The organism is Helicobacter pylori (assembly GCF_900120335.1).
GTDB classification, from domain to species: Bacteria; Campylobacterota; Campylobacteria; order Campylobacterales; family Helicobacteraceae; genus Helicobacter; species Helicobacter pylori_BU.
This window is the reverse complement of the sequence record NZ_LT635477.1, coordinates 1,576,565-1,594,094: the sequence shown is the minus strand read 5'-3', so window position 1 is coordinate 1,594,094 and position 17,530 is coordinate 1,576,565. Positions and strand designations below refer to the sequence as shown.

The 17,530-nt window shown below is 39.4% G+C and carries 10 protein-coding genes, 2 rRNA genes and 2 pseudogenes; 6 read left to right on the top strand and 8 right to left on the bottom strand.

All coding sequences use genetic code 11. The features are described from left to right. Nucleotides 1-167: 167 nt before the first annotated feature. Together CS889_RS07870 and CS889_RS07865 are read left to right on the top strand one after the other, a co-directional pair. Entirely contained in the window at nucleotides 168-1,016 is an 849-nt protein-coding gene (locus CS889_RS07870; RefSeq protein WP_089087330.1) for a biotin synthase, read from the top strand. After that, nucleotides 1,016-1,894 (top strand): YihY/virulence factor BrkB family protein, encoded by an 879-nt coding sequence (locus tag CS889_RS07865; protein ID WP_089087329.1) that lies wholly within the window; start codon nucleotides 1,016-1,018, stop codon nucleotides 1,892-1,894. Before CS889_RS07870 ends, CS889_RS07865 begins: the two co-directional genes overlap by 1 nt. 252 nt (nucleotides 1,895-2,146) lie before the next feature. Here the strand turns inward: CS889_RS07865 and rrf are convergent. Next, a 5S ribosomal RNA gene (gene rrf / locus CS889_RS07855) occupies nucleotides 2,147-2,264 on the bottom strand. 237 nt (nucleotides 2,265-2,501) lie between these two features. Beyond that, nucleotides 2,502-5,390, bottom strand: a 23S ribosomal RNA gene (locus CS889_RS07850). Between the two features lie 716 nt (nucleotides 5,391-6,106). Here CS889_RS07850 and CS889_RS08760 point away from each other — a divergent pair. The 4 genes and pseudogenes from CS889_RS08760 (at nucleotide 6,107) to CS889_RS07820 (ending at nucleotide 10,016) form a co-directional block, all read left to right on the top strand. Beyond that, complete coding sequence (locus CS889_RS08760; protein WP_157769359.1) at nucleotides 6,107-6,463, top strand: CMP-N-acetylneuraminate-beta-galactosamide-alpha-2, 3-sialyltransferase; 357 nt, start codon at nucleotides 6,107-6,109, stop codon at nucleotides 6,461-6,463. A gap of 173 nt (nucleotides 6,464-6,636) precedes the next feature. Next, nucleotides 6,637-7,077: a hypothetical protein gene (locus tag CS889_RS07840; RefSeq protein WP_089087326.1), complete on the top strand. Its 441-nt coding sequence runs from the start codon at nucleotides 6,637-6,639 to the stop codon at nucleotides 7,075-7,077. A gap of 51 nt (nucleotides 7,078-7,128) precedes the next feature. Beyond that, nucleotides 7,129-8,946 (top strand): annotated as a pseudogene (locus CS889_RS08575) (DUF262 domain-containing protein). A 150-nt stretch (nucleotides 8,947-9,096) separates the two neighbouring features. Continuing rightward, nucleotides 9,097-10,016: pseudogene (locus tag CS889_RS07820) on the top strand (hypothetical protein). A 144-nt stretch (nucleotides 10,017-10,160) separates the two neighbouring features. Here the strand turns inward: CS889_RS07820 and speA are convergent. The 6 genes from speA to metG are packed head-to-tail and all read right to left on the bottom strand — an operon-like array spanning nucleotide 10,161 to nucleotide 17,402. Beyond that, nucleotides 10,161-12,008 carry an arginine decarboxylase gene (gene speA / locus CS889_RS07815; protein ID WP_077656473.1) on the bottom strand — a complete coding sequence of 616 codons (1,848 nt, stop codon included), beginning with the start codon at nucleotides 12,006-12,008 and terminating at the stop codon, nucleotides 10,161-10,163. Nucleotides 12,009-12,022: 14 nt separating this feature from the next. Next, nucleotides 12,023-13,192, bottom strand: a complete 1,170-nt coding sequence (locus tag CS889_RS07810) for a glycosyltransferase family 4 protein (protein ID WP_089087324.1) — start codon at nucleotides 13,190-13,192, stop codon at nucleotides 12,023-12,025. A 3-nt stretch (nucleotides 13,193-13,195) separates the two neighbouring features. Next, on the bottom strand, nucleotides 13,196-13,624 hold the full coding sequence (locus CS889_RS07805; RefSeq protein ID WP_001158303.1) for a hotdog domain-containing protein: 429 nt from the start codon (nucleotides 13,622-13,624) through the stop codon (nucleotides 13,196-13,198). A gap of 16 nt (nucleotides 13,625-13,640) precedes the next feature. Next, nucleotides 13,641-14,426 (bottom strand): tRNA 5-methoxyuridine(34)/uridine 5-oxyacetic acid(34) synthase CmoB, encoded by a 786-nt coding sequence (gene cmoB / locus CS889_RS07800; protein WP_089087323.1) that lies wholly within the window; start codon nucleotides 14,424-14,426, stop codon nucleotides 13,641-13,643. A 3-nt stretch (nucleotides 14,427-14,429) separates the two neighbouring features. Beyond that, nucleotides 14,430-15,449: a ferrochelatase gene (locus CS889_RS07795; RefSeq protein WP_089087322.1), complete on the bottom strand. Its 1,020-nt coding sequence runs from the start codon at nucleotides 15,447-15,449 to the stop codon at nucleotides 14,430-14,432. Continuing rightward, nucleotides 15,450-17,402: a methionine--tRNA ligase gene (gene metG, locus CS889_RS07790; RefSeq protein WP_089087321.1), complete on the bottom strand. Its 1,953-nt coding sequence runs from the start codon at nucleotides 17,400-17,402 to the stop codon at nucleotides 15,450-15,452. Nucleotides 17,403-17,530: the final 128 nt, after the last annotated feature.

The following is a 17,530-nucleotide window of genomic DNA, read 5'->3' as shown; positions in this document are numbered from 1 at the left end:
AAAGTTTTGAGATTGGTTTTTTAGGGGCGATAGCTTGCAATTAAAATTAAATAAAGTTTTAGTTTTAATATTTAATGGAATAAAGCCCTTAAAATCAAAAGCGCTTCTTTTTCTTTGCTATAATCAACCTAAAAAAACCAATATTTTTAACCAAACAAAGGATTACGATGCAAGAGATTTTTTTATGTTCTATTTCCAATGTGCGCAGTGGGGATTGTAAGGAAGATTGCGCTTATTGCACGCAAAGCTCGCACCACCAAGGAGCGATCAAGCGCTATAAATTTAAAGATGAAAAAGTGGTTTTACAAGAGGCTAGAGCGTTAAGGCAATTAGGGGCTTTAGGGTTTTGTCTGGTTACTTCAGGGCGCGAATTAGACGATGAAAAATGCGAATACATCGCTAAATTAGCTAAAGCCATCAATCAAGAAGAATTGGGCTTGCATCTCATCGCATGCTGCGGGCGCGCGGATTTGGAGCAATTAGAATTTTTAAGAGATGCGGGCATCCATAGCTATAACCACAATTTAGAAACTTCGCAAAATTTCTTCCCTAAGATTTGTTCCACGCACACATGGGAAGAAAGGTTTATCACATGCGAAAACACCTTAAGGGCGGGGTTAGGCTTGTGCAGTGGGGGGATTTTTGGGCTTAATGAGAGCTGGGAAGATCGGATTGAAATGCTTAGGGCGTTAGCTTCGCTCTCCCCGCACACCACGCCGATTAATTTTTTCATTAAAAACCCGGTATTGCCCATTGATGCAGAGACTTTAAGCGCAGATGAAGCCCTAGAATGCGTGCTTTTGGCTAAAGAGTTTTTGCCTAACGCTAGGCTTATGGTGGCTGGGGGGCGTGAAGTGGTGTTTAAAGATAACGACAAACAGGAAGCCAAGCTTTTTGAATACGGCATCAATGCGGTGGTGCTAGGGGACTATTTGACCACCAAAGGCAAAGCCCCTAAAAAAGATATAGAAAAACTGCTCTCTTATGGCTTGACAATGGCGACAAGTTGTCATTGATGAGGGAATTTTTTAAAAGCGTTAGAGGGTTTTTGAACCTTCTTAGAATGATTTTCCCCGAGCGCTTTCAAAACGCCTTTTTAGGCTTGAGCGAATTGTTTTACTACGCTTCCAGCTTGAGTTTTTATACGATTTTGTCTTTGTCGCCTATTTTATTGTTTGTGTTCAGTCTTTTTGTGTCTCATTACTTGCAAGCGCACAGCGGTGAAATGGAAGCCTTGATTTTCCCTAACGCTCCTAAACTCATTGGCGCAATTAAGGATTTTTTAGAAAATTTTAAAAAAACAGACATGACTTTAGGCACGCTTGAAGAGGTGTCCATTGTGGTGGCGTTGGTGCTTTTTTGTGAAAACTACCGCTCCATCGCATCAAAAATTTTTGATGCAAAGCCTAGAGATTATGCGCATTTTAAGGACAAAGAAATCTTTTTATTTTGGGGTTTTGGCACGACTTTAGTGTTTTTATTCGCTTTGCCTTTGGTGGTGTTTTTTGACATTAAGATTCAAGTGTTTTTTGAAGATAAAGATTCAAGCTTGTTGCATGTTTTAAGATGGATAGGCACTTACGTGTTTTTTTTGATCCTTTTTACCATTCCCACGAATAAGGTGTTTAAACATTATTTTTGGGTGTTTTTATGGGTGTTTTTTACGAGCGTTTCTTGGCATGTGTTAAAATGGGCTTTCACCTATTATGTGTTATACAACCGCACCTACCATGAGCTGTATGGGAGCGTTTCTATTTTGTGGTTTTTGATGAGTTGGGTGTATGTGAGCTGGCTTGTGATTTTAATTGGCATGTATGGGTGTAAAATGTGCGACATGTTCGATCCTAAAGGAGTGTTTAAGAAATTTTTAGGTTTTTTTAAAAAAGAAACTTGATGAAAAAAGTTTTCTTTTAGATCGATTCTAAAAATCTAAAACACAAAAACCATAAACCCCCCCAAACAACCCAACCCAAAAAAGTTAAAAACAAAAGAAATAAAAAAAACAACACCAACGGAATAAAGAATAAAGAATAAAGAATAAAGAATAAAGAATAAAGAATAAAGAATAAAGAATAAACCCCTAAACAAAAACAAGCAATCAATAATGAAATCAGATAAAAAGCAAGATTGAAAAAACATTTCCCTATCCCTGCACCGACCTACATTCCCACTCTTGAAAAGAGCAGTATTATCAGCGATGAAGAGCTTGACTTCCAGGTTCGGAATGGTTAACTGGGTAGTTCCTCTTCTCTAAAGGCACAAGGAAAAGGGAGCTAAAGATAAAATGCATTTACCCTTAACTCCCCTTTCTCTTTATAGGGAGCTGTTTTTTAACAAAGAAGATAGTTAATAGCCTTTCACTTTAAAAAGAATGGATGGTATCTCATTCCTCATTAAAGTTCAATCCTATAAAAGTCTTCATAAAACTCCAACTCTCTTACACTCAGTAAGGCAGTGGTAACTCATTCGCGCTCTATTGTCGTTATCTTATACAAAAAGCAAAAAACAAGCCAAACGCTCTATTAGTAGTAGTCAGCTAAACGCATTACTGCGCTCACACATCTACCCTATCAAGCACATAGTCTTTGTGCGAGCTTCAGGGAAAGTTTATCTTGGAGTTGGCTTCCTGCTTAGATGCTTTCAGCAGTTATCACATCCGTGTGTAGCTACCCAGCGATGCTCTTGGCAGAACAACTGGTGCACCAGTGACACGTCCATCCCGGTCCTCTCGTACTAGGGACAGCTCTCCTCAACTTTCCTACGCCCACGGCAGATAGGGACCGAACTGTCTCACGACGTTCTGAACCCAGCTCGCGTACCGCTTTAAATGGCGAACAGCCATACCCTTGGGACCTGCTCCAGCCCCAGGATGCGATGAGCCGACATCGAGGTGCCAAACCTCCCCGTCGATGTGAGCTCTTGGGGGAGATCAGCCTGTTATCCCCGGGGTACCTTTTATCCTTTGAGCGATGGCCCTTCCACACAGAACCACCGGATCACTATGACCGACTTTCGTCTCTGCTTGACTTGTATGTCTTACAGTCAGGCTGGCTTGTGCCATTACACTCAACTTGCGATTTCCAACCGCAATGAGCCAACCTTTGCAAGCCTCCGTTACTTTTTAGGAGGCGACCGCCCCAGTCAAACTACCCACCAAGCATTGTCCTGCCTGTGGATAACACAGGCCAGTTAGCTAACAGAAACATCAAGGGTGGTATCTCAAGGATGGCTCCATAAGAGCCAAAGCCCTTACTTCAAAGCCTCCCACCTATCCTGCGCATGATATTCCCATTAGCAGTGCTAAGTTGTAGTAAAGGTCCACGGGGTCTTTCCGTCTTGCCGCGGGTAGGAGGAATTTTCACCTCCACTACAATTTCACTGAATCTCTGGTTGAGACAGCTCCCATCTCGTTACGCCATTCATGCAGGTCGGTATTTAACCGACAAGGAATTTCGCTACCTTAGGACCGTTATAGTTACGGCCGCCGTTTACTCGGGCTTCAATTCAACGCTTCATCTTGCGACTGACGCATCCTCTTAACCTTCGAGCACCGGGCAGGCGTCACACCTTATACTTCCTCTTACGAGTTGGCAAAGTGCTGTGTTTTTGGTAAACAGTCGGGAGGGACTCTTTGCTGAGACCACATCGCTGTGGCACACCTTATCGCGAACTTACGGTGCTAGTTTGCAGAGTTCCTTAACCAGAGTTCTTTCACGCGCCTTAGAATACTCATCTCATCTACCTGTGTCGGTTTGCGGTACGGACGACTATGGATATGCTTAGAGGCTTTTCTTGGCACGACGGTATCAGCGATTCTCCCTTTGTCCTGAAAGGACTCAAAGAGCCTGTTTGGGTTTCAAATACAGAGGTGGATTTGCCTTCCCTCCAATCTACGCCCTTAGACTAGCGCTTCCATCAGCTAGCTCGCTTAACCCTATGCGTCCCCCCATCACGCTCCACAAGTCGGTATTGGAATATTAACCAATTTGCCATCACCTACCCCTTTCGGACTCGGCTTAGGACCCGACTAACCCTACGATGACGACCATCGCGTAGGAAACCTTAGATTTACGGCGGATACAATTCTCATATATCTTATCGTTACTCATTCCTGCATGCTCACTTCATACCGCTCCAGCACTCCTTACCGGTATACCTTCAACGCTGGTATGAACGCTCTTCTACCACTGTGTCAAACACAATCTACAAATTCGGTGTCTATCTTAGCCCCGTTATATTTTCAGCGCATGACCACTAGACCAGTGAGCTGTTACGCTTTCTTTAAAGGATGGCTGCTTCTAAGCCAACCTCCTGGTTGTTTGAGTAGCCACACATCTTTTTCCACTCAGAATAGAACTTAGGGACCTTATTTGGTAGTCTGGGTTGTTCCCCTTTTGACGATTGATTTTATCACCCACCGCCTGACTCCCAAGATACGATAAAAGGTATTCGAAGTTTGATAGGGTTTGGTACCGCGGCGAGCAGCCCTAGCCCAATCAGAGCTCTACCCCCTTTTATTATCACTTGAGGCTATACCTAAATATATTTCGAAGAGAACCAGCTATCACTAAGTTTGTTTGGCCTTTCACCCCTATCCACAGCTCATCCCAACCCGTTTCAATGGGTACGAGTTCAGTCCTCCACGCGCTATTACACGCGTTTCAACTTGGCCATGGATAGATCACTTAGCTTCGGGTCTGCAGCATCTGACTCAAGCGCCCTATTAAGACTCGCTTTCGCTACGGCTTCGCATTCGCTTAACCTTGCCAGATACCACAACTCGCAGGATCATTATGCAAAAGGCAGTCCATCACCCTGATAAATCATAGGGCTCTGAATGATTGTAAGCAGATGGTTTCAGGTTCTATTTCACTCCGCTCACTGCGGTTCTTTTCACCTTTCCCTCACGGTACTTGTTCGCTATCGCTCAAAGAGTAGTATTTAGGGTTGGAGAGTGGTCTCCCCGGCTTCAACCTGGATTTCTCGTGTCCTGGCCTACTCTGGATACTGCTACCTGAGAACGCCTTGTCGCATACAAGGCTATCACTTTCTATGGCTTACCTTTCCAGGTAACTCTGCTAAAGCGTTCTCTTGGATGTTGCAGTCCTCAACCCCGAATGCAAGCACTCGGTTTGCCCTTTTCCCCGTTCGCTCGCCACTACTTAGGGAATCTCGTTGATTTCTTTTCCTCTAGTTACTGAGATGTTTCACTTCACTAGGTTCGCTCTCTGTAATTAGAGTAACTAATATCTCTATTAGTTGGGTTGCCCCATTCGGACATCTACGCATCAAAGCTCCTTGACAGCTCCGCATAGCTTATCGCAGTCTAGTACGTCCTTCATCGCCTCTCTTTGGCAAGGCATCCGCCATCTGCTCTTAAAAGCTTGTTTTAAATTTTAAAATATCCTTTAAAACCCGCCCTTTTATAATGAATAACGACAATTGCACGAATATTCTTCAGCGCTACCACTGCCTTAATGAATATAAGACAGAGTTATTGTAGTTTTACTTTACTTTTACATAGGCTATTAACAATATTAAATCAAATAACTTCGTTTTTCTTCAAAAACCCGCTATAATCGCTCTTGAGCATTAAACCCTTAAAGAAGACTAACAATGCTTGATCCCTAATCTTTTTTAACGCTCAAGTTTTATCAGCTGGTGGGCTTTTATATTTTTATATTTAAAGCTTTTAGCTTTTACAACTTGCTTGAGTTTGAATTAAAGAACTTTTTAAAGCTTGTCTTTAAAAACGAAATGTAATTATAGACATGCAATGCTTAAAGTTTGCTTAAAGTTTTGAGAGTTTGGAAGAAAATTTAGAGTTTGAAAGGAATGGATAAGAGTTATTGGAAACAATTGGGGAACTAATTGGAATGGGGGGCTAAAAAATAGAGCTAAAATAAAGCTTTAAGATTAAACGCATCATTAAATTTAAACAAGAACGCATTTTTATTAAAAAATCAAAATTAAAAAAATCAAACACATCATTAAATCAAACACATCATTAAATCAAACACATCATTAAATCAGACGCACCATTAACCATTGATTAAATACCGCTAGAACACCCCCAAGTCATCTTTTTTTCAAAAAAGGGGCAGGAATGGCATTCTATCATTCTATCATTCTATCATCATTCTATCATTCTATCATTCTATCATTCTATCATTCTATCATTCTATCATTCTATCATTCTATCATTCTATCATTCTATCATTCTATCATTCTATCATTCTATCATTCTATCATTCTATCATTCTATCATTCTATCATTCTATCATTCTATCATTCTATCATTCTATCATTCTATCATTCTATCATTCTATCATTCTATCATTCTATCATTCTATCATTCTATCATTCTATCATTCTATCATTCTATCATTCAATCATTCAAGCAATCAAGCAATCAAGCAATCAAGCAATCAAGCAATCAAGCAACGCTACCATACTTTTATAACTTTTTATCCTTTTACAAAAACCTATTTAAAAATCCCCTACTTTTTATTATTCCCTCTTTTATTCCCCCTTGCATTCCCCTACGCAACATTTTTCAACCATTTGATTTCATAAGCCCCATTTTTCAATCATCAGTGGGGCTTACAGAGTTAAATTCAATACAAGGAGAAGATGATGGCTCAGTTAGAAGATTTAAAAGCGCATGAAAAATACAATTTGTTGTTGTGCATGGTTTCAGGCGCTTATAAAGGAACTATTCCAGGAAATGAGGATTTTAAAGAATGGTGCGATGAATGCACTTTGACAGGTTTTCGTCCAAGAATGGGCGAAGTGGTTCAATACGAACATTTTGAACTCATGCGTAAAGCGGATTATGTGATTAGTATTGTGAATGAGAATTCAACGACTAGAGGGGCTGAAGTCCAACGGAGCGTTTTTGCCCTAAAAATTGACCATGACACTATCGGGACTGATGAAGAGGGAGCGCTAAAGGTTGAGGGCGTTTGCGCTCAAAAAGGGAGCCAAGAATACGAAGAATTAGTCAATAAAAACACTTGGCATTTCACGCGCAGCACCCGACTTGGAAAACCAAAATTGATTAAAAGAAAAAGTTAAAGGATTGTGGGTTTTAACCCATAAACCCATTCATTTTAAGAAAGGATTTTAATGGAATTGTTAAATTTAGACGGAGTGATTGAAAAAGGCGTGTTTGAAATCCCTAGCTATCAAAGGGGGTATGCATGGCAGATGAGGCAATTGAAGGATTTTTGGAACGATTTAGAGCATGTCTCTAAGCTAGGAGATAAATTCCATTACATGCACAGCCTAACCTTAAGAAGGCTTGAAAATGAGCTTGAAGACAGCGCTTTTGAAATCATAGACGGTCAGCAACGATTGGCTACAAGCCTGATTTTACTAGGCCTTTTAGCCAAGATTACCCAACATAAAGACCCAAAGTATGATTCAATGAACCTTGAACCCGTTCTGTCCTATAAGTATTATGGTTTGAGTGAAGCTTTTGGGGCGATCATTGGGAGAAGAAAAAGATTTAGAAAAGTTTCAAACTTCTTTTTACGCTAAAAATTTGATTGACGCTTATGAATTTTTTAAAGAAAAAATCAGCGATACGCCTATGGAAACGCTTGAAAGAATGTTTGATGCCCTCACTAAAAAAATGCTTTTTAGCGTGGCGGAATTGAATGATAATCGAATCGATCCGTTCAGCTCTTTTGAAACGATCAACAATCGTGGCAAGGATCTATCCACTCTGGAATTGTTCAAAAACCGCCTGCATTTTGTAGCGCATAAGATTTGTAATGGACAAAAATTAGAAACGCTTCAACAAGAAATCAATAAAACCTACACGATCATTTATGACGATTTGAGATCCTTTAAAGATGATGATTTAGAGAGGTTTTTAAAGCATTTTGTAGCGTATTGTTATAGCGAAAAAAGGGATTTTAAAAAGAGGTTATTGGAAATGGAGTTTAACGCTCATAAAAAATATACCCATAACACACCCTTTAGCGATGAATATGACAAAATAGACGAATTGTTATTCTATCTTTCTTATTCTTCTAAAGTGTGGAATTTCTTGCACACGCTTGATGAAAAAGCTATCACCCTTAAAGAATTTAAGATAGAAATCACGCCTAAAACGCGCACCTTGTTAGACAAAATGCGGCGCTTAAACGCTTTGAGCGATAACGCTTTTCTGCCCTTATTGCTCTCTCTTTTTACCATACAGCTTGAAGGGAAACACGCTAACAAACAGCCTTACACCACCAAAAAATTAGAGGGATTGTTAGAGTATTTAGAACGTTTCGGGTTTTTGATCTATGGGGTTGTTGGTAGGGATACAGCTAAAAATGAATGGATTGGATTGGCTTTTAGAGCGTTCCAAGCGTATAAAGAAGGAGAGGGGAATATCGCCATTGAAGATCTCCCAACGCTAGAAAAGAATTTTTTCAACAGACAAAAAAATAGTGCTTTAGAATTGCTTGAAGAGAATATCCATTCCAAAAAGAAACCCAGAAAATGGTATGAGTGGGGCAAGGCACTGAATTACTTGCTTTATGAATACGAGCTATACCATAACCCTGAAACGACTCTGAATTTTGATGGTAGTATAGAAAGCATTGAGTATATCTTGCCCCAAAACCCCGATCAAGGCTATAGCGCTAAAGAAAAAAATTGGGCTAAAACCCCCATATCGTGCATGCTTTAGGGAACTTGCTCTTAATCCCTAAAAACGCCAACAGCTCTTTAAGCAACAAGCCTTTTGATGAAAAAAGAAAGGCATACCTAAAAGGCTCTTATAGTGAAAAAGAAGTGGCTAAAAACGCTTCTTTCGGGCTTATAGAGATTCAAGAAAGGAGCGAAAAATTATTAGACTTTTTAATCTCACGCTATCGTATCGCTGAATTGGTGGGCGAAAACGCCATTAAAGCTTTTAAAAACGCTCTTTTGAAAGAGATCAAATGAAGCGATCACTCAAAAATAAGGGGGCGTTTGAAAAACGCCTACCCCACAACAAGGAGGAACAAGCCATGCCAAAAAAATAAAAAACATTGAAAAACATTGAACGACCGATTATAGCGGAATTTAAAACAAATTTTTACCAAGGAGTATTTTATGGGTCTTCAAAATGAAAATAAATTAAAAGTAGGGGCGTCAGTCAAAGCCACGATCAACGATAAAGTGGTGGAGGCTAAAGTCATTAGCATTGGGTTCAATCGTGTAACCTTAAAGACAGATAAAGGTCAGCAAGGCTCTTATGTTTTCAATAGCGATAAGTTCTTAAAGTGGTTCAATAAAGTTCCATTGACCGAGCATATGAGACTTCACGCTGAAAACAAAAAAGCGGAGAGGATTTGTTAAAAGGCGTTAAAGTGGTAACTAGCGGACCGAGTGTTAAGGATAGGACTTCAACTCCTAAATAGCCTAAAGAGAAAGAAAGCAAATTTAAGTTGGACTTTGATTTTGATGACAAAACAACTTCTCCCTTTGCTGTTATGATGGAGCCTTATACTAATGAGGAGCGTAAGAAAAGACTTGGTGTGTTATTCGCTCCAATGAGTTATGAGGGACGAGGGTTTCAATTTAGTTTAATCGTTATTCACGCTCTCTCTTTTATGGAGGAGTTAAAGCACCATAGCGACCACGAATTTAACACTATGATTGAAAACAGAAATATTGAAGAGGCGTTCTTTGACACTTTTGATGATATGCTTATGGGTGATGTTTGCTTATTCTGTAAGGTGATTGAAACTTATGCGAAAAACTTAAAAAGACCTGATGGTAGCTTTGGTGTTACTTTGGAAGAGTGGGGTTGGGTTTTACCTAAAAATCAAAAAGAGGCGTATTTTGTAGCACAACTCTTATGCGATGGCGGTATCAATAGGTATGGCTTAAGCTGTGCGGGTCTTGGTGAGAATTTGCTAAAAGATATTGAATTAAATCTCGGTTTAGCGACTAGAGATGAGATTGATGAGATTTTAGCCGATGAAAACGAGGGCGAGGCTGAAAACACCACCTTTAAAGATGAGGAATAATCCCCCCTTACTCTCTTGTGAGGGGTCTCCTTTTTTTTCTCTTTTTATCTCTCTTTTATTCTTTTCTTTTATTTTTCTTTTTTCAAATGTTGCTTGGCGTTTCTTGTATCTTTATTTTAGCTATAATCCATTTATAGTGTTCTTTTAAGAAATCGTGCGCAAATACCCGTTTTCGCTCAGCATGACATACAAGCGCCCCATGATTTCTTTCTTTTCTTCCATGTCCAGTTGGTTGTTGTCTTCAATTTTTTGCTTTAAAAGGCGCTCGATCTCTTTAGTGTCATAGTCCAAATCGTCTAACACGTCTAAAATCGTTTGGGCTTCGCAAATATCTTCCACTTCATAATCGCCTTTTTCATCAAAAACCACGCTAAATTCCGTAGGGTGCGTGAATAAATTGTGCTTCATGCCTAAAACTTCTTGATACGCTCCCACTAAAAAGAACGCTAAAAAGTATTCTTCTTCATCTATGTCTATATCATGCAAAAACAAGGGCTTCGTGGAATCAAAAGCGATTTCCCCATCGCTATCGCAAGTAATATCCCACAAGCTCGCGCTCCTGGTGGGCTTTTCATCTAGTTTATTCAAGGGCATGACCGGGAAATTCTGCCTCAAGCCCCAATAATCCGGCAAGCTTTGGAAAAACGAGCAATTCAATAAATAGCGCTCTTGGACCTGCTCTTGAATGCGTAAAATATCGTTATGATCCTTAACATAAAGCAATTGCACCGCTTTTTTGACGATCAAATGGGCTAAAACTTCAGTGTTGCTCCTGTCAATCAAATCAATATAGCCCAAATCAAAAAGCGTGAATAGCGACTCGGTGTGATCAAAACTATCATGCAAGTATTCAATGGCGTTTTTTTCATTGATATTAGCGAGCAAGTCTAGCATTTCATCAATCAAGGGGGGGTTATTATTTTCTTTAATTTTTAGGGATTTTTCATTGTATTCATGCGAAAACAATTCTAACACCGGGGCCACTAAAACGGCATGGTTAGCGGAAATGTAACGGCCTGATTCAATGAAAATGTCCGGCTCGATTTCTTGCTTATTTTTCACAATTTCCCTCAATAAAAACACCACATCAGCGCTGAATTCCTCTAAAGTGTAGTTTTTATCTTGGTGGTGCTTGTGTTGGGTGTATTCTACGGCTAACCCCCCTCCAATATTCACGCTATTGAGATTTTTAGCGCCCATTTTACGCAATTCTGCATACAAGTTGCCCGCTTCTCTTAAAGCCTTTTTTAAGGGCGAAATATCGCTGATTTGAGAGCCTATGTGGAAATGTATCATGTGGAAATGCTCTAGTAAGTCGTTTTCTTCTAAAAGGCGCATCGCTTCTAAAACTTCCGTGCTGCTAAGGCCAAATTTAGAATTGATCCCCCCACTCTTTGCCCAAACACCGGTGCCAGCGCTGTGCAAACGGATGCGAATACCAATTTTAGGGCAGGCTACAAAATCGTTTTGTTTAGCCACAGCGATAATGGTTTTTAGCTCATTCAAACCCTCAATCGTTAAAGTGATCTCATGCTGCATGCTTTTAGCGATAAAGCCAAGCTCAATCATCTCCTTGTCTTTAAAGCCATTCACGGTGATAGGAGCTGTGGGGTTCGTGTAGCTCATCGCAATGATGAGTTCGGATTTACTCCCGGCCTCTAAACCATAATCCAAACCCTTAGCCCCTTGTACTAAAGGCAAAACAAACGAGGGCATTTGATTGACCTTTAAAGGGAAAACCGCCTTAAAAGCCCCGCTGTATTGATATTCTTTAATCGCTGAAGAAAACGCATCAAACAGGCTTTTGATTTGTTTTTGCACCAAATGGGGGAATCGCACCAACAAAGGCCCTCTATAGCCCTTATCGCGCACGCTTTGAACGATTTCTAAAAGCGAGGGGTTTTTGCCATGACAAACTTTAACCAGACCTTTTTCTATCTTAAATTCGTTATTGCTCCAAAAATTAATCCCATAATCATGGACTTCTTGCATTTTTTATCCTTTTATCACGATAAGGTTTTAAAGAGGTTGGGGTTGTTTTTAAAATCTCTGATCGCTTCTTCATAAACTTTTTCAATTTGAATGACTGAATTTTCTAAAGTGTAATTTAAAGCGCTTTTAGCGTATTCGTTTTGCATTCTTTCTCTTTCAAGTTTGTTTTCTAACCACCAGTCTATTTTAGCGCTCAAATCTTTAGCGTTATTAGGCTCAAATAACGATCGTTCATCTAGCGCGAATTGCCTGGTCGCGCTTAAAGGGCTATTAGCGATAACAGGCACAACCCCCACGCTAATGGCTTCTAAACACGCAATCGCTTCGCTCTCCACATTGGCCGTGTGCACATAAAGGGTGCAAGTTTTTAAAATCTCTAACAATTCATGGGAATTGACAAACCCAAATTCCGTTTTTACGCCTAGTTTCTGGGCTAGAAGTTTGATTTTTTTCTCATCAGGCCCCTTGCCTTTGAGTAATAATACAATGTCTTGTTTGTATCGGCTTAAAGCAACCGCTTTAATGAGAACGCTTTGATTTTTTTCATTAGAATAGCGCCCTACCATAGCGATTTTAAAGGGCGTGGTGTCAAAAAGGCTTTTTTGCGGGTGCTCAAATTTAAACATGGGATCAAAGCCGTTAGAGATAGCGTATTTTTTCCCTCCATAGTTGTATTTTTCCAATTCTTCTACAATGAATTTTGACGGGCAATGGATATGGTGGATATAGCGGTAATGCGAAGATTTAAACCATGAAAAAAGCATGGTGTTTAGCCAAGAAAATTGCCCCAATTTCATGTTATAAGAAATATGCTCTGGCTGTAAATGGAAAGAGCCAATATAAGGCACTTGCATTTCTCGCGCGATTTTTACGGCTGTTTTTTCTAGCAAAAAAGGCAAATAAGTATGGATCATGTCCGCTCCCTTAAAAGCCTTTCGTAGAATTTTTTCATCCGGTTTAGCAAAAAGAATGTGCTGTTTGTGTGAAATTTCTGTAACTAGGGGGATATAGCGCTCTTTAAGGTTGTAATACCCCTCTTCTTCACTCCCTAAATTATCCACATGAGGGGCAACCACTCTCATCGCATGCCCTCTTTTTTTCAGCGCTTCAAAAAAACGAAACGCTGTCATAGAAGTGCCATTACTGGTGTCTTTAAAGCTATCCACGACTAAAACAATAACCATTTACTACTCTTCTTTAAAATTGAATTTAAAAGGCTTTTTATCAAACACCACGATTTCTACCATTCCCTCTAAAACCTGAATGTCTAACACAAACGCCTCTATCCTTATTTCAGCTTTTTTCACGCCATCTTGAATGACTTGTGCTTTAATGAGTGCTTCTTGATTCAATTCTAGGGGGGCGTAAAAATTGATGTTATTAGAAACCACCACGCTGTATTTTTTATTCAACGCGCACAAGGCCGCATAATTGCACGCAAGAAGCACAAACCCGGCATGCACAAAATTTTCTTCATACACCATGTTTTCATTGCCCTTGAAACGGACATGGGCGATGTTTTTTTCTAAAACGACCAATTCAGTGCCAACGCTTGGTTTGAAATTCTTACAAGTCTCTAAAGAGTCATAATCCACATGAACGACTGATTCTTGCACTATCTTATCCTTTATTTTAACGCTTGCTTGGTTTAAGCATTTTAAAATACCCCCTTAAAGGGGCGTCATACCCCTCTAAAGTTTTAGAGTGATCCGTTTTATCCAAAAAATCTTCCAAACTTTGCCCCAAAATAAAATCCGTTTTACGCTGTTCTTTAGGCGTGGTCTTTGAAACGCTAAGAATCTCAAAATTTTCAAACCCCACCCTTTCGCACCACCCTTTTAAAGCGCTAACGCTAGGGATAAAATAAACGTTTTTCATTTTAGCGTAAGTTTTTTTAGGGCAAAGGGCGATGTCTAGGGGCGAATCAATAATAAGCGTATCCAACACCAGCTCCCCTTTTATCTTTAAAGCATGATACAAGGCTTTTAAAGCTTCTAGCGGGCTTTTCCTGTGGTATAGCACCCCTAAGCAAAAAACGACATCAAAAGCGTTAGGGTATTTTTCATGCAAACCCTCTACCCCTAAAGACTCATAAATGATTTTTTTTTCTTTATCAAAAAAGGGGGCTAAAAATTCAAATTGTTTTTTGACTAAAACGCCCGGATCAAACCCCACCAAACTTTTAGGCTTATGTTCTAGCATCTTAAACAAGTAATAGCCGTTATTGCAACCCACATCAGCCACTATTTTGTCTTTTAAGGGAGTGGCGTTTTTGACTAGATCCCATTTAATGGAGCTATCCCATTCGCTATCAATCTTAATTTGAGAAATTTCAAAAGGGCCTTTACGCCATGGCCTTAGTGCCATGATTTCTTCTAAAAGGGTTTTTGGATTGAATTTATCGTTACAAATGAGCATGACTTACCATAGCGTGGGGGTTTTTTTAAAAAGGGGGGGGTTTAAAAGGGATTCTAAATGATGGGAGCTAATCCCATAAATAAAAGCGAAATTAAACGCTAAATTTTTTAATTGCTCTTTAAGGTTGTTATGAGTGGTGTAACAATAAGGGTTATTTTTTTCAAAGAAAGCCACGCTGTTTTTACGACAAAACACGACAATTTTCCCCCACGATAAATTCTCAAAGGCTTTTTGAAGCATCGTTTCAAACAATTCTTTTGAAGTCTCAGCGGCAATCACCCTTGCCGTTGCGCCATAGGGGGCTATTTCTAAATTTTTATTCACAAAAAAGGGTTTGCAATGATCTATTGGGTATTCTTTTTTGCCTAAAAGATTCAAATCAAATTCAATCTTTAATTTCTCGCACAATTGAATCACCCTTTTTAAAGGCTCTAAAAAGATGCATGGCATTTTTAATTCGTATTCTTGTTTTTCATAGACTAAAGCACTGCAAAAAAACGATTGGTTGAGAACAATCAAACGGCTTTCTTTTAAATCGTCTTTCAAATCTTCTTTCAAGCGTTCTTGCTTGTAAAACAAATGAAGCCACTCCAATTTATCAAAAAAGGCTATTTTACACCCTTCCATAATGAATAAATCTTCAAGACTCTCTTTCAAACACCACACAAATTCGCTCACGATGATTTTAGAAGCGATCTCTAATTCTATGGGGCTTAACAACGCTCCAACCACGCGCTCATTCAACAAACAAAATTTAAACAAATGGTTCAAAGAATGCTCTATATCTTTAAGCTTGATCCATGCCACATCCTTATCGCTTAAAGGATATTCTCCTGTATATAAAATCCCATAAGCCCCTAACTCTAAAGCTTTAGGAATGAGCGCATGATCTTTAGCGGCAAATAAAGAGCCTTTTTGGACTTTATTTAAGGACAAAACAATAGAATTAAAATAGCTGATTGAGGGTGTGTTTTGCAATTCACCCAAACTCAATTCTACGGCTTCATTCACCCCTAATCGCATTTAACTGATCAAACTTCCTGCGATTTTTTCTTTGGTAGGGCTGATTAAAGCTAGATTATCGCTATCTCGCACCGCTAAAATCATGCCCTCACTCATTTCGCCCATGAGCTTTGCGGGTTTTAAATTAGCCACCACGCACACCATTTGCCCCACCAAACTTTCAGGCTCATAATCCAAAGCGATCCCTGAGATGATCTGCCTCAAACGATTTTCGCCTAAATCCACTTTTAAGCGCAGTAATTTATTGGATTTTTCAATCCTTTGAGCTTCTTTGATAAGCCCCACTTTAATCTCTACTTTTTTGAAATCCTCAATATTGATATAATTTTCTTGTGTTGGTGGGGCTTTTTCTTTTTCGTCTTTTTTTTCTTTTTCTTGATTTTCTTTTAGTGGGGCTTTTTCTGGTGAGGCTTTTTCCACTTTTTCCATTTTACAAAATAAAGGCTCGGTGTCTTGTAAAACCATATCTTGTAAATTTTTAGCTTTAAAAAAGCGTTCGTAATTATTGGGCGTGATTTCTACACGAAAAGCGCTCGCTAATTTCATAGCGCTCTTTGGCATGAACGCATAGAGCAAGAAGCTTGATTGTAACAGCGCGTTTGCGATCAAACTCAATAAAGCTTCTAGTTTTTCTGATTCGTTGTTTTTATGCAAGACCCACGGCTCTTCTTTAGCGATGAGTTTATTCAAAAAATCATAAATATTAAACAATTCCTCTAAAGCCTTATGCAACTGCATTTTAGGTACGAAAGAATTAGCGTTATCTAAAATTTGATGCGCTTTTTCTAGCTCTTTAGGATAATATGCGGTGATTTTGGCACTTTTTAGAGAATAATTGAAATATTTTTTAGCCATGCCTAGCAAGCGATTCAGCAAATTCCCCAAATCGTTATTCAAATTCGCATTGATCCTTTCTGTTAACGCTTTTTTAGAAAAATCCCCATCTTGCCCAAAAGGCACCTCACGCAATAAAAAATAGCGTAATTCTTCAATCCCATACTCCATAGCGAGCTTTTGAGCGTCTAAAACATTACCCAAGCTCTTACTCATTTTCACGCCCTCTATCGTCCACCACCCATGCACGCAAAGCTGTTTGAATAAGGGCAAATTCAAACTCATCAAAAAGGCTGGCCAATAAATGGCATGGAAGCGTAAAATATCCTTACCCACAATATGCCTAGCGCGTTCAAAATGCACCATTTTATTGTCTAAATCGTTCAAATACCCTAACGCGCTCGCATAATTCAATAAAGCGTCCAGCCAAACATACACCACATGTTTAGGATCGTTCATCTTTTTAGGCAAAGGAATGCCCCACTCAAAGCTCGTACGCGTGATAGACAGATCCAATAAACCCTGCTCAATAAAAGAAGTTACCTCATTTTTACGATAAATAGGCAAAATCGCTTCAGGGTTTTTAGCGTAAAACTCCAATAAAGGCTTTTCATACGCGCTCAATTTAAAAAAATAACTCTCTTCTTCTAAAAGCGTAGTCTCCCTCAAGCAATCAGGGCATAGGACTTTATCGTTCGTGTTGTCCGTTTTAGAGATCGCACAATAACTCTCACAGCTCACGCAATAATACCCACTATAAGTGCCTTTATAAATGTCCCCTTTTTCAAACATGATTTCAAAGGCGTTTTGCACGCATTTTTGATGCTCGCTGTCTGTGGTGCGGATAAAACCATCATAATCCAAATTGAAAAAATCCCACTGGTTTTTAAAAATCGCGCTAATGCTATCGGCGTAAGCTTTGGGGCTTTGATTCCTCAACCTCGCGCTTTGTTCGATCTTTTGCCCATGCTCATCGGTGCCGGTTAAAAAAAAGACTTCTTCGCCTTGAAGCGTGTAATACTTCTTTAAAGTGTCCGCAATCAAAGTCGTATAAGCATGGCCAATATGAGGGATGTCATTCACATAATAAATGGGGGTTGTGATCAGTGATTTTTGCATCTTTATAATCGTGTTACCTTAAATTTGTTTAAATCTCTTAATTTTAACATGCTTTTAGAAATTTAGAGAATAGAGGTTGAATTTATGCTTATTCATGGGGTGTTTTTAGCTTAAAATCCATTATAATT